This window comes from Pseudomonas sp. JV245A (assembly GCF_032424515.1).
Taxonomy (GTDB): Bacteria; Pseudomonadota; Gammaproteobacteria; order Pseudomonadales; family Pseudomonadaceae; genus Aquipseudomonas; species Aquipseudomonas protegens.
On record NZ_VYKE01000017.1, the window covers coordinates 36,088 to 48,841 of the forward strand.

General features: G+C 62.9%; 8 protein-coding genes. 2 read left to right on the forward strand and 6 right to left on the reverse strand.

Annotation, left to right across the window (positions count from 1 at the left end):
• Positions 1-103 precede the first annotated feature (103 nt).
• Positions 104-2,938: an excinuclease ABC subunit UvrA gene (gene uvrA / locus F6S12_RS07730; RefSeq protein WP_019094235.1), complete on the reverse strand. Its 2,835-nt coding sequence runs from the start codon at positions 2,936-2,938 to the stop codon at positions 104-106.
• A gap of 178 nt (positions 2,939-3,116) precedes the next feature.
• Between uvrA and F6S12_RS07735 the strand changes: the two genes are divergently transcribed.
• The gene (locus F6S12_RS07735) at positions 3,117-4,511 is read left to right on the forward strand and encodes an MFS transporter (RefSeq protein ID WP_011063768.1); all 1,395 of its coding nucleotides are present in this window, start codon (positions 3,117-3,119) and stop codon (positions 4,509-4,511) included.
• Between the two features lie 9 nt (positions 4,512-4,520).
• A complete protein-coding gene (locus F6S12_RS07740) occupies positions 4,521-5,030 on the forward strand; it encodes a single-stranded DNA-binding protein (protein ID WP_011063767.1) in 510 nt (169 codons plus the stop codon).
• Positions 5,031-5,127: 97 nt separating this feature from the next.
• Here the strand turns inward: F6S12_RS07740 and F6S12_RS07745 are convergent, their stop codons facing one another.
• The 5 genes from F6S12_RS07745 to F6S12_RS07765 form a co-directional block, all read right to left on the reverse strand.
• A complete protein-coding gene (locus F6S12_RS07745; protein ID WP_315868814.1) occupies positions 5,128-6,180 on the reverse strand; it encodes a hypothetical protein in 1,053 nt (350 codons plus the stop codon).
• A 14-nt stretch (positions 6,181-6,194) separates the two neighbouring features.
• Positions 6,195-8,021, reverse strand: coding sequence for a hypothetical protein (locus tag F6S12_RS07750; RefSeq protein ID WP_015637224.1), 1,827 nt, complete (start codon positions 8,019-8,021; stop codon positions 6,195-6,197).
• Between the two features lie 3 nt (positions 8,022-8,024).
• Positions 8,025-9,311 carry a hypothetical protein gene (locus tag F6S12_RS07755; RefSeq protein ID WP_015637223.1) on the reverse strand — a complete coding sequence of 429 codons (1,287 nt, stop codon included), beginning with the start codon at positions 9,309-9,311 and terminating at the stop codon, positions 8,025-8,027.
• Positions 9,312-9,324: 13 nt separating this feature from the next.
• Entirely contained in the window at positions 9,325-10,266 is a 942-nt protein-coding gene (locus F6S12_RS07760) for a hypothetical protein (RefSeq protein WP_041120045.1), read from the reverse strand.
• Positions 10,267-10,332: 66 nt separating this feature from the next.
• Positions 10,333-12,744: a hypothetical protein gene (locus F6S12_RS07765; protein ID WP_315868815.1), complete on the reverse strand. Its 2,412-nt coding sequence runs from the start codon at positions 12,742-12,744 to the stop codon at positions 10,333-10,335.
• Between the last annotated feature and the right edge of the window lie 10 nt (positions 12,745-12,754).

Here is a 12,754-nt window from a genome sequence, read left to right on the forward strand (position 1 = left end):
CTGCCTGTTCGCGAGCAAAGCTCGCTTCTGCGGGAAGCGCAGCAACCCCTAGAGACAAAAAAGCCCCTGGCACCGTCAAGTGCCAGGGGCTTTTTCATGGGCCTCAGGCGCGGTCGCGGGTCAGCAACGGCTTGAGGTAGTGCCCGGTATGGGACTGGGGCATCTCCGCAACCTGCTCCGGGGTGCCCACGGCAATGATCTGGCCGCCCTTGGAACCGCCTTCCGGCCCCAGGTCCACCAGCCAGTCGGCAGTCTTGATCACATCCAGGTTGTGTTCGATCACCACCACGGTGTTGCCGTGATCGCGCAGGCGGTGCAGTACGTCCAGCAACTGCTGGATATCCGCAAAGTGCAGGCCCGTGGTCGGCTCATCAAGGATATACAGAGTCTTGCCGGTGTCGCGCTTGGACAGCTCGCGAGACAACTTGACCCGCTGCGCTTCGCCACCGGACAGGGTCGTCGCCGACTGCCCCAACTTGATGTAGGACAGGCCCACATCCATCAGGGTCTGCAGCTTGCGCGCCAGGGCAGGCACCGGGTCGAAGAACTCCCTGGCTTCCTCGATGGTCATTTCCAGCACCTCGTGGATGCTCTTGCCCTTGTACTTGATTTCCAGGGTTTCGCGATTGTAGCGCTTGCTCTTGCACACGTCGCAGGGCACGTAGATGTCCGGCAGGAAGTGCATTTCCACCTTGATCAGGCCATCGCCCTGGCAAGCCTCGCAGCGCCCACCCTTGACGTTGAAGGAGAAGCGACCGGGCCCGTAGCCCCGGGAGCGCGACTCGGGTACCCCGGCGAACAGCTCGCGGATCGGGGTGAACAGCCCGGTGTAGGTCGCCGGGTTGGAGCGCGGAGTCCGGCCGATCGGGCTCTGGTCGATATCCACTACCTTGTCCAGGTGCTGCAGGCCGTTGATGCTGTCGTGTGGCGCGGCTTCCAGGGTGGTGGCGCCATTCAGTGCGGTGGCGCTCAAGGGGAACAGGGTGTTGTTGATCAGGGTCGACTTGCCCGAGCCCGATACCCCAGTGACGCAGGTCAGCAGGCCAATGGGGATCTCCAGGTCGACATTGCGCAGGTTGTTGCCGCGAGCGCCCTTGAGGGTCAGGGAGAGCTTCTTGTTGCGCGGCGTGCGCTTGGCCGGCACCACGATCTTCACCCGGCCCGAGAGGTATTTACCGGTCAGGGAGTCCGGATGGGCCATGACCTCTGCGGCGGTGCCTTCGGCAACGATTCGCCCGCCGTGCACACCGGCCCCCGGGCCGATATCGACGACATAGTCGGCCAGGCGAATGGCGTCTTCATCGTGTTCAACCACGATCACCGTGTTGCCGATGTCGCGCAGGTGTTTCAGGGTTCCCAGCAGGCGATCGTTGTCCCGCTGATGCAGGCCGATGGACGGCTCGTCGAGGATGTACATCACCCCCACCAGGCCGGCGCCGATCTGGCTGGCCAGGCGGATACGCTGGGCTTCGCCGCCGGACAGGGTGTCCGCGCTGCGGTCCAGGGTCAGGTAGTCGAGCCCGACGTTGACCAGGAACTGCAGGCGCTCGCGGATTTCCTTGAGGATCTTGTCGGCGATTTCGCCACGGCGCCCGGTGAGTTTCAGGGTGCCGAAATAATCGGTGGCGTCGCCGATGGGCAGGCTGGTGACTGCCGGCAGGGTTTTCTCGCCCACCCAGACGTGCCGCGCTTCGCGACGCAGGCGGGTGCCACGGCAATCCGGGCAGGGCTGGGTGCTGAGGAACTTGGCCAGCTCTTCACGCACGGTGGCCGACTCGGTTTCCCGGTAGCGGCGCTCCAGATTCGGCACTATCCCTTCGAACGGGTGGGAGCGCTTGACGATGTCGCCCCGGTCGTTGAGGTATTTGAAGTCGACGTTCTGGGTGCCGCTGCCGTGCAGGATGACCTTCTGCTGATCCGCCGGCAGTTGGTTGAACGGTACTTCCAGGCTGAAGCCGTAATGAGAGGCCAGCGAACCGAGCATCTGGAAGTAATAGACGTTGCGCCGGTCCCAGCCGCGTATCGCCCCTTCGGCCAGGGTCAGCTCGCCATTGACCAGGCGCTTGATGTCGAAGAACTGCTTGACCCCCAGCCCGTCGCAGGTCGGGCAGGCACCGGCCGGGTTGTTGAAGGAGAACAGCTTGGGTTCCAGTTCGCTGATGGCGTGGCCGCAGATCGGGCAGGCGAAGCGCGCGGAGAAGATCATCTCCTCTCCCGGCTCGTCGTCCATCGGCGCCACCAGGGCAATCCCGTCCGCCAGTTTCAAGGCGGTTTCAAAGGATTCGGCCAGGCGCTGCTGCAGGTCGGCGCGGACCTTGAAGCGGTCGACCACCACATCGATGGAGTGCTTCTTCTGTTTATCCAGCTTCGGCAGTTCGTCCAGCTCGAACAGCTTGCCGTTGACCCGGGCGCGAACGAAGCCCTGGGCTCGCAACTCTTCGAAGACCGACAGATGTTCGCCCTTGCGCTCGCGGATCACCGGGGCCAGCAGCATCAGCTTGCTGCCTTCGGGCTGGGCCAGCACCAGGTCGACCATCTGGCTGACGGTCTGGGCTTCCAGCGGGATGTCGTGGTCCGGGCAGCGTGGAGTACCGACGCGGGCATAGAGCAGGCGCAGGTAGTCGTAGATCTCGGTGATGGTGCCGACGGTGGAGCGCGGGTTGTGGGAGGTGGATTTCTGTTCGATGGAAATCGCCGGCGAGAGGCCTTCGATGGTGTCGACATCGGGCTTTTCCATCATCGACAGGAACTGTCGGGCATAGGCCGAGAGCGACTCGACATAGCGGCGCTGGCCTTCGGCATACAGCGTGTCGAAAGCCAGGGACGACTTGCCGGACCCAGACAGCCCGGTGATGACGATCAACTTGTCCCGCGGCAGGGTCAGGTCGATGTTCTTCAGGTTGTGGGTGCGGGCCCCACGAATCAGAATCTTGTCCAAAAGTGGCCTCGATCGGCGGGCGTAAAGGCAGGAGTATAAAACCAAACACTGGATGGATGCACACTATCGTTCGGCGCTTTTTTGATCGCTGGCATGGGCTGCGCGGCAAAGCGTCGCCATATACCCCCTCAATCGATCCGACTGGTAGAATCGCCGCCGGTTCACATGAGGTTTATCCATGCACGATCCCCACAACGAACGCATGAGTGGCAGCGAGACCCGCGCGGCAAGCGGGCTGGCCCTGGTGTTCGCCTTCCGTATGCTTGGCATGTTCATGGTACTGCCGGTCCTGGCGACCTATGGAATGGATCTCGCAGGAGCGACCCCGACCCTGATCGGGCTGGCGATTGGTGCCTATGGCCTGACCCAGGCAGTGTTCCAGATTCCCTTCGGGATCATTTCCGACCGTATCGGTCGTCGTCCGGTTATCTACCTGGGGTTGATCGTGTTCGCCCTGGGCAGTGTGCTGGCGGCCAACGCCGATTCGATCTGGGGGGTGATCGCCGGGCGTATCCTGCAGGGCGCCGGCGCAATTTCCGCGGCGGTGATGGCGCTGCTTTCCGACCTGACCCGCGAACAGCACCGGACCAAGGCCATGGCCATGATTGGCATGACCATCGGTCTGTCCTTTGCCGTGGCCATGGTGGTTGGCCCGCTGCTGACCCGCAGTTTCGGGCTTTCGGGGCTGTTCCTGGCCACCGGGGCCATGGCCCTGGTGGGCATTCTGATCATCGCCTTCATGGTGCCGCGCTCAACCGGGCCGCTGCAGCACCGGGAATCCGGAGTGGCGCGCCAGGCGCTGATCCCGACCCTCAAGCACCCCGATCTGCTGCGCCTGGATCTTGGTATCTTCGTGTTGCACGCGATGCTCATGTCGAGCTTCGTGGCCTTGCCCCTGGCGCTGGTGGAAAAAGCCGGCCTGCCCAAGGAGCAGCACTGGTGGGTCTACCTCACCGCACTGCTGATTTCGTTCTTCGCCATGATCCCGTTCATCATCTACGGCGAGAAGAAACGCAAAATGAAACGAGTTCTGTTGGGCGCGGTCAGTACGCTGCTGCTCACCGAGCTATTCTTCTGGGAGTTCGGCGACAGCCTGCGGGCGCTGGTGATTGGTACCGTGGTGTTCTTCACCGCGTTCAACCTGCTGGAAGCGTCCTTGCCGTCGCTGATCAGCAAGGTTTCGCCGGCGGGTGGTAAAGGAACGGCGATGGGGGTGTATTCCACCAGCCAGTTCCTCGGTTCGGCACTGGGCGGCATCCTCGGCGGCTGGTTGTTCCAGCATGGCGGTTTGTCGGCTGTGTTCCTTGGATGCGCAGTCCTGGCTGCACTCTGGCTGGCCTTTGCTGTTACCATGCGCGAGCCCCCGTATGTGACGAGCCTGCGCTTGCCGTTATCGCCCGAAGCGATCCGCGAAGCCGGCCTGGTCGAGCGCCTGAAGGCCGTTGTTGGGGTAACAGATGCCGTAGTGGTGGCCGAAGAGGCCGCCATTTACATCAAATTGGACACCGAATTATTGGATCGCACGACCCTCGAGCAGCTGGTCAATCCAGCGCCGTCGGCGAGCGAAGCCTAGGAGAACGTTATGGCCCGTGGGGTTAACAAAGTCATATTGGTCGGCACTTGCGGCCAGGATCCCGAAGTTCGCTACCTGCCTAACGGTAACGCCGTGACCAACCTGAGTCTGGCCACCAGCGAGCAGTGGACCGACAAGCAGACCGGTCAGAAGGTCGAGCGCACCGAGTGGCACCGCGTGTCGATGTTCGGCAAGGTCGCGGAGATCGCCGGTGAATACCTGCGCAAAGGTTCGCAGGTCTACATCGAGGGCAAGCTGCAGACCCGCGAGTGGGAAAAAGACGGTATCAAGCGCTACACCACCGAAATCATCGTCGACATGCAGGGCACCATGCAGCTGCTGGGTGGCCGTCCACAGGGCGACCAGCAAGGCCAGGGCGGCATGTCCAACTCGGCACCGCGTCCACAGCAGTCCCGTCCTGCTCCGCAGCCTCAGCGTGAGTCGCGTCCAGCGCCACAGCAGGCCGCTCCGCAGCCGGCTCCGGACTTCGACAGCTTCGATGACGATATTCCGTTCTGATCGCTGTTTTCAGCGTTCAGCATCGATAAAAACGGGGCCATGCAGATGGCCCCGTTTTTTTATGCCCGGGTTTAACCGGTGTGCCGCATCACTCAGCTCAAAGCGCCACTCGCCGCAGTCGGCCGCTCAGTGCGACCACCTGCTGCTCCGGCGTCGGAATCGGCCGCCCACTCAGGCCCATGCCTTCACTCACCAGCACCGCATCTCCGACGCAGCACAGGTTGGAAGGCGTATCCAGGCCCTTGGCGAGTACTTGCACGCTGCGTTGCTGCAAATCGCAGCGCAGCAGGCGGCCGCTGAAGCGGGCGAAGCCGCCGTGCAGGACTTCGCCGGCCCAGTCCGGCGGCAACGGTTGCAGCAGCCGGTCGCACAGTTCCAGCACCAGGATCCGCTCCTGCGGGTCCAGCGCCAGCCCGGTGGGCAGTTGCAACCCGCGAATCAGCACCTCGATCCTGCCGCTCTCGGGCCAGACCCGGATCACCTGGCCCGCCTTGTCGGCGAAGTCGATACCCATCCGCGGCGGGTCCCGGCGCAGCTCGCCGGAGAACAGGCTGACCAGCACTGCATCGGTCTGCGGCTCGTGCACCAGGGTCACCGGCACGGCTTCCTGGCCCTGATCCAGATCGGGCAGCTGCGCCAGGACTTGTTCACCGCCTTCGGTGAACTCCACCAGTTGGTTGCTATCGGGCTTGACCGCCAGCCAGCTGCGGCGCGACGGGTGATAGCACAGCGAGTTGAGGTTGCCGCGACTATGGAACAGCGGCTCGGGCGGGTTGTATTGCAGGTCCAGGAGCTTGGAGCCGGCGACGTAGTCGGTTTGGCTGGCCAGGCAGCGCCCGTCGCCCAGGGCGATGTCCGACAGGCCCATGATTTCGTCGCGCAGCATGCGCGATTGCATGTTCATCGAACGAAAACCCTGGGCCACGACCTGGGGCGGCAGGTAGGCGCCCGGCTGGCCCGGATCCGGACGCAGGCGGCTGATGCGGCCGCTGAACGGCTGGTCCGGCAGGCCTGAGCCGGCTTCCGCCAGCAGCAGGCTGCCATCGCCTTGCAGGCAAACCCCGCGAGGGTTGAGCAGGCCCTCGGCGATGACGTGATCCGGTCGCAGCACCTGCTCGAGCTGGGTGGGAATATGCAGAGCAACGGGCATGGTCTTCTCCTTGTTCAAGGCTGCCAGGGCGTGCCGTTGAGGTAGGCGGTCAGCAGGGAGCGTTGGCTTGGCGACATCGAACGCACCACGGACATGTACAAGGTGGTGTTCTGGTACTCGGGGGATATCCGGGCCAGGATCGCCTGTTTGTAACCCATCACCGCGTCGGGCTGATTGAGCTGGATGTAGCGCGACATGGCGGGGAAGGCCAGGTAATGAAAGCGCAGCACGTTTTGAAACGCCTGTTCCCAGGTGACGATGCTGCCTGTTGGAACGCCGAAGTCGCTCCAGGCGTACTTGCGGAAGTTGCTGAAGCTCTGGGTCAGAGGGTTGTTGTCGATGGTGTAGGTCAGTGTGGTGAAGCCAGCCTGGGTATTGGAACCGGCGACGGGAACGACGTTGAAACTCACCGAAGGTTGACCGGCCGGCACCGTTACCGAGTTCGGAAGCTCCAGGAAGTTCCAGTAGCGGTTGGCTTGATAGACGGCGGTCGCCGAGGCATCGATGCTGATCGGCGTAGCCTTCTGCACCGGCGCTCCCAGATAACGGACTTGCAAGGTGATCTGCACGCCTGTGCTGTCGGGATCGAGGTAGGTGTTGCGCTGATCGCTGTAGACCCGATACGGGCATTCGGGGGCCGACAGCGCCGGGTTGCGGGTGGTCCCGGGGGCACTAATGCACAAGGGCGTGCTCTGCACCACCTGTGTCTGGGTCGAGTTGAGCGGCACGTCGATGATGCCGCCGTACCGGTAGTAGTCTTGCAGCAGCGGATTGCTGGGCTCGAAGCTCGCCAGGGGCGTGGTTCCGGCCGCGATGGTGACGGTCCCGAAGTCGGCGTTGGGGCCGATGGGGCTGGTGATGTCGTCGCGTACAGCCCTGAACGTCTGCTTGGGGATCAGGTTGACCATGTCGATGCTCAGTTGCCCGTTGGCGACCTCGGCATAGGCCACGCTGTTGATGTTCAGGTCTTTGTCGGCATTGATGATTTGGCGGCCCGGCGGACAGATCTGCGGCTCATCGGTAAACGCCGTGGCCAGGGTACCGATGACCCGGCCGATGCTCGGGTTCGGGCTGAACTGGTTGGCTGCGTAGTCGGCATTCAGTTGCTCGGTGGTCAGGGTCGGACACATTTCGAACATCACGAAACGCAGCACGATCCCGGTAGCGTTGGGCGCCTCGATCAGGGCCCGGAGTCCGGCACTTTCCTTGTTGTAGCTGACGATGCTGCTCAGCGGAAAGGTCAGTTGAAAGGTGCCGCTGGCGTGGAAGGAGCCCGGCGAGTCCATGGTTGCAGGTTCCAGCACCCGGGTATTGAGGTCGAAACTGCTGCACACGGTATCCCAGCGAATCAAGAGCTGAGGCGTGTTGCCGTTGCCGATCTGCAGGCCTCCGACAAAGATCTGGGTCGTGGTGCTGGCTGTGGGGTCCAGGTCGACCATCATTGGGCCGGAGTAGGGACCTTGTCCGGTGCCGGGGGTCACGGAGCCGAGCAGGTAAACCGGCTGTCCGACCATATCCCCTTCCAGCGCAATGTTGCCCGGGGTGCCTTGGGAACTGATCAGCGCGTTGTGCAGCGTCACCACGTGTTCGCCATAGTGGTTCCAGCCGCCGGCCGTGTACCGACTGTTGGGGCCGATTCTCGGGTCCGGGGCGTTGATCAGTTGGTACAGGTGCTCATCGCTATAGGTCTTGGCCTGGTCCGCCACGGTCGAGGTGGTCAGGTCGAACAGCTCAAGGGAGGTGGCGATGCCATTGGGCAAGGTCGGTGAGTTGTTTGGCACGCTGACGTCGGTAGAGATGCCGCCCCAGAAGTTCAGTCGGGGTCCATTCAATATGCTCATGATCTATTCCTTATCCTTGGCGACGCTGGTGACTGGGGCTTGGGCGAATCTGAACAGGAAGGAGAAGTCGCTCTTGTACTGGCTGTTGAGCGGTGCGGCCATGGAATGGCAGTTCATGCAGCTGCTGTTGGTCTGGATGTAACTTTCCATGGTGACGTTGGCCGACAGTGATGGCGTTGGTTGCCCCAAGGGGTTGCCGGGGTTATCCGGCGACTGCGGGCGTTGGGTGGTGATCAACTGGTAGTACTTGAACACGCTTTGCTGTACCTGCGGATCGCCCTGGTATTGGGTATTGATCTGCTGGGTGACGTCCGTGATCGGGGTGACCCGGTTCAGCGGGTCCGGGGTACTGAAGCTGTTACCGGGTTTTGGGGTACAGACCATTTGTCCAGCTTGTTGCTGCCACAGGCAGGGGGATTGGTTGAGGCTTTCGGCGGGCGCCTTGGCGTTGAAGTAGGAGTAGAAAATCCCCGAGACCGGTTGGTCCACCCAACGGCCCCCCAGCTGGGTCTTGGGAGGCACGTTGTCGACCTGCTCGAAGGTCGACCAGACCCACTGCGGGAACCCCTCCACCTTGCTGATGATGTGCAACCCCACCAATCCCAAAGTGGCCTCGGTGGTGCCGTTGGGCTGTCCCTGACTGTCGAACTGGGTGACCAGGGCCTTCATTGTCAGATAGCGGCTGCTGTCGTCGGCGCTGCTGAGGATGCGCCAACTGCTCTTGATCTCGCCGGCGTTGTTGGGAAAGCTGATGTTCTTCGCTGCGTTGACGACCACCGCGTTGTAGAAGTCGTTATCGACGATGTAGTTGTAGGAGACCTCGTTGGCGGCGATGTCGTAGTAGGTCGGGTTGCCGCGCTGGTCAATCAGCCAGCCGCCCACCGCCTGGTTGTCCGCTTGCACCACCTGGGTGTTCTTGACCGCGGCGATGTTGATCAGGCTGAGATTTCTGCGGGGCAGTTGCGAGTTCCAGAGGCCCGGATTCTTGGCCCCGGGGAGGAAGGTCTCGCTGACGCTCTTGTAGGTCTGCCACACGGTATCGCCAGGGCTGCCCAGGGGCTTGCTGCAATCGGCCACTCCGCGCTGTCCCGCCTGGGCCGGCCAGTTCAGGTTGATGAACATCTTCCAGCTGTATTGATCGAAAGCCTGCTGCGACGCGCCCGCAGCAGGCACCGCAGCCGTGGGCGGGCAGCTGGTCTGCGGCGCCGCTGCGCTGGGCTGCAGGGCGCTGGCCTGCTGGCTGCCCAGGCCAAGCAACAACAGGGCGGTGAAACGGCTCCAAGGGTTCATGAGGCGGCTCCTGTCATGGCGAGGGGGGCGAAAGTTGGTTCCACTGCGGCCGCGCACCGTTCTTCAGCGATGGCGGTGGCGTGAAGAGCTGGCAGTCCGGCGGGTTGGCCGGGCACATCTTCGCCACCTGGTCCCAGGTCTTGGCCGGATTTGGTTTCTCGGTGCGCCAGTTGAGGTAGTTCTGGCTGACGATTGGCGCGTTGGCGACGCTCTCGTCACCGGAGAAATAGAACGATTGTGGATGCTGATAGGCCGGCTGGCCCGGGCCGTCGCTGCTGGCTTTCTTGTAGAACGCATAGCCGAACAGAATCGGGCTCGGCTGGACCGGGATCTCCAGCGCGTAGGCCTGCACGCTGCCATCCAGATGCTGGCTGCGGGCGGCGCTGTAGGGCAGGTGCTTGATGAAGTCCCGGCGCGGCGGGTGGTTCATGGGCGAGAACATGCAGCAGGCCGGCATGTCCTTTGGCCGGTCCTCGGGGTAGGTGAGGAAGTAGGCCTTGTTGCCCAGGGAAACGAAGGAGCAGGTGTAGTTGTTGTCCTTGATCGGGAAGATCGGCAGGCAGTACTTCTCGTAGTGCTCCATCATCGCCCCGGTGCCGTCCTTGTCGGCCGGCACATAGTCGTTGTCGTAGTAGCTGGTGCCCCGGGACACGGTGTAGTCGGCCGGTTTCAGGGTGCTGGGCGGGCTGCTGTAGGGCGGTGGGTTCTTCACGTAGTTGGCGGTGACCCGGTACATGATCCAGTCACTGACCCAGGTTGCCGGGTAGAGCGGATCGGCCGGCTCGCCGGGTTTGCGCTTGGCGATGCAGTTGTTGGTCTTGGCGTCGCACCCCCGGTCGTTGTGCACGCCCATGTTGAAGTAGACGTTGTCGGGGTAGGTCTCGGCCCATAGCGTTTGGCTGGCGCTCAGCAGGCTGGCGGCCAACAGCAGTTGCTTGAAGAGACTGGCGTTCATCTGACACTCCTTTGAAAGCGCCGGGCGACGGGGTCGCCCGGCATTCCATGAGCTGGCCTTTGTGGCTCAGCCGTGGGGGTAGTCGTTGAGTTTCAGCGGGATCGGTGGGTAGCCCTTGCTCACCAGGTCCTGGGCCCAGATCTCCAGCACCCTGCGCCGGCTTTGCGGCAGGTCCCGGGTGATCGGCATGGCCAGGGTGCTTTCCTCCTGGTAGTCCTTGCTGATCAGCACGATGAACTGGTTGATCGCGCCCTCGATGCGTTGCAGGGAGTTGAGCGGCATGAACTTGTTCATGATCGGGTAGAGGTAATAGAAAGGCTGGAGGATTCTGGGGAAGATGAACTCCTTCCAGATCCGCACGCTGGCGTCGTCCTGGGTGCACACCCGGTTCCAGCAGTCGATGAAGTCCTTGAGCATCTCCGGCTCCTGGGGCAGGACCCGCAGGGGCGCAAGGAAGTCGGTGTAGGCGTCGGTGTAGTTGAAGCTGAAGGGCACCGTCGGTTGCTGCTGGCCGTCCTGGATGAAGAAGCGCAAGGTCGGGAAGCCGGCCGCCACGGCCTTGACCGACACCTGGGCGATGCCATTGGCGTCGGTCAGGATCTGCGCCAGGCTGTACTGCACGGTGGCGTTCAGCGGGTCTGCCAGGGTGCCGCTGCGTGCCTGCCCATTGGTGAACTGCAGGCGGGGGCTCAGGGCCGCGGCCGAGGGCGTGGTCAGGAAGCTCTGGTAGAGCATGGGCTCGGATGGCTCGCTGTCCTCGACGTTCAGCACCGCGCTGAGCCGGCGGCCGCTGCCCACGTGCAACAGGCTTTCAGCGGTCTGGGTGCCGACGAACTGCGGTCGGTTCGACGTGTTGCTCCCGGGGTCCTTCGGGTAGTTGTTGAACAGGGTGAAGTTGGCCGCGTTACTGAAGGCCAGGTAATAGTCGCTGGTGGTCAGCATGTAGGCGTTGTTGTACTCCGCCACCCACAGCACGGTGCCCGCGGGCGCGGGCAGGCCGTCGTACTGCACCATGATGCTCAGGACCCGGGTGTCGCCCACATCGATGAAGCAGCCGCTGTCGAGGACCTCGGCGGTCCACATATTCTGGGCGGCGGCGACCAGTTCCTGGCTGCCCTGCAACTGCAGCTCCAGGGCGCCCTGTTGCAACGCGGCCTGGTCGGCGGGGCTGATGGGCAGGTCCAGCAGGCCGGCGCGCTTGTCGAAGGCGGTCTGGCGATACTGTTCGAAGCCAAAGCTGGCGACTTTGTGGAAAGCGCCGCCAGTGGGCCGTACCCCGATGTCGTAATCACCGGCCAGGTATTTCCCGGGCACCGGAATTCCCTGGCTCAGGTCAGTGTTGGTGGGCGGCAGTGCGGCGCTGTCTCCGGCGGGATAGAACGGAAAGGTATTGCCCAGGTCCAGGGACAGGGTGTTGTCGTGCACTTGGGCGCTGATCACCCCCAGGGTCATGGCCGCAGGCTTGGTGTCTTTGGGAACCGCCTTGCACACCGGTACCGGGGCCTTGGGTTCCAGGCGCCGGCCAGCCGGAGCGGTGGGGTATTCATTGTCGAACCACAGGCCCAGAGTACCGGCGGTGCGGCTGTAGGCCGGGTTGAAGAAGATGTCGGCGACGTTATCCAGGCCCTTCTGGTACATCGCCTGCAGCGCGGCCATGGCTTCGGGCGTCTTGGAGTGGCTGTCCACCACCGGGAAGTCGTTGAAGATGCCGTTCTTGTCGTAGAAGGTCAGGTAGGTGGTGAACCGGAACATCAGGCCCTTGGCGTTCTGGTTGATCATCTCCTGTTGCAGGGTCTTCAGCAGTTGCGAGTCGCCGACGATCCACTGCAGCTGGTCTTTCGGGAAGCAGGTCTGCCAGGTGGTAGTCACGTAGCTCAAGCCGCCGAAGGCCCCCCAGTTGAAGTTGAGGAAGCGGTCGAGCATGCGGTACCGGCGCTTCAAGGTCAGGCCGCAGGTGGCGTCCCCCAGTACCAGTTTGTCGAAGTACAGGGCGGTGAAGGTGTTCTGCCAGGGGCTGATATCGACGAAGCGCGCGGCTGTCGGCGCGGCGCTGCCGAACGGGTTGCCCTGCAACTGGTAACACTTGTTCACCAGCGGGTCGTTGTCGATGTAGGTGTTGGCCTGGAACTCGCCACCGACGATCACCGAGCGGGTCTGCTCGTAGTCGACCAAGCCGCAGGCGTTGTCGCCGAACAGGTCCCATTCGGCGGGAATCATCGGGTAGCCACTGGGCGAGCCATTGGTGGGCACCTGCAGCACGTAGTCCGGCACGTTCTCGTAGGCCAGCGGGGCGATGGTCCAGGGCATCAGCTGTTGCGGGGCGTTCTGGTCGTTGATCCCGTAGTAGGACAGGAACGGCCAGTTCATGCGCATCTTCACCGCGTCATATAGCGGGAAAACGTCGTTGTTGTTGGCCGTCGGTGGGTTCCAGAACATGTGGCCATTGAAGTAGATCCGGGGAAAGTTCAAGACGCTCATGAGCTGCTCC

Excerpts from the sequence above, each read along its gene's own strand:
- F6S12_RS07745 (WP_315868814.1), bottom strand. The coding sequence starts at position 6,180 with ATGCCCGTTGCTCTGCATATTCCCACCCAGCTCGAGCAGGTGCTGCGA.
- F6S12_RS07760 (WP_041120045.1), bottom strand. The coding sequence starts at position 10,266 with ATGAACGCCAGTCTCTTCAAGCAACTGCTGTTGGCCGCCAGCCTGCTG.
- F6S12_RS07750 (WP_015637224.1), bottom strand. The coding sequence starts at position 8,021 with ATGAGCATATTGAATGGACCCCGACTGAACTTCTGGGGCGGCATCTCT.
- F6S12_RS07740 (WP_011063767.1), top strand. The coding sequence starts at position 4,521 with ATGGCCCGTGGGGTTAACAAAGTCATATTGGTCGGCACTTGCGGCCAG.
- F6S12_RS07735 (WP_011063768.1), top strand. The coding sequence starts at position 3,117 with ATGCACGATCCCCACAACGAACGCATGAGTGGCAGCGAGACCCGCGCG.
- F6S12_RS07765 (WP_315868815.1), bottom strand. The coding sequence starts at position 12,744 with ATGAGCGTCTTGAACTTTCCCCGGATCTACTTCAATGGCCACATGTTC.
- F6S12_RS07755 (WP_015637223.1), bottom strand. The coding sequence starts at position 9,311 with ATGAACCCTTGGAGCCGTTTCACCGCCCTGTTGTTGCTTGGCCTGGGC.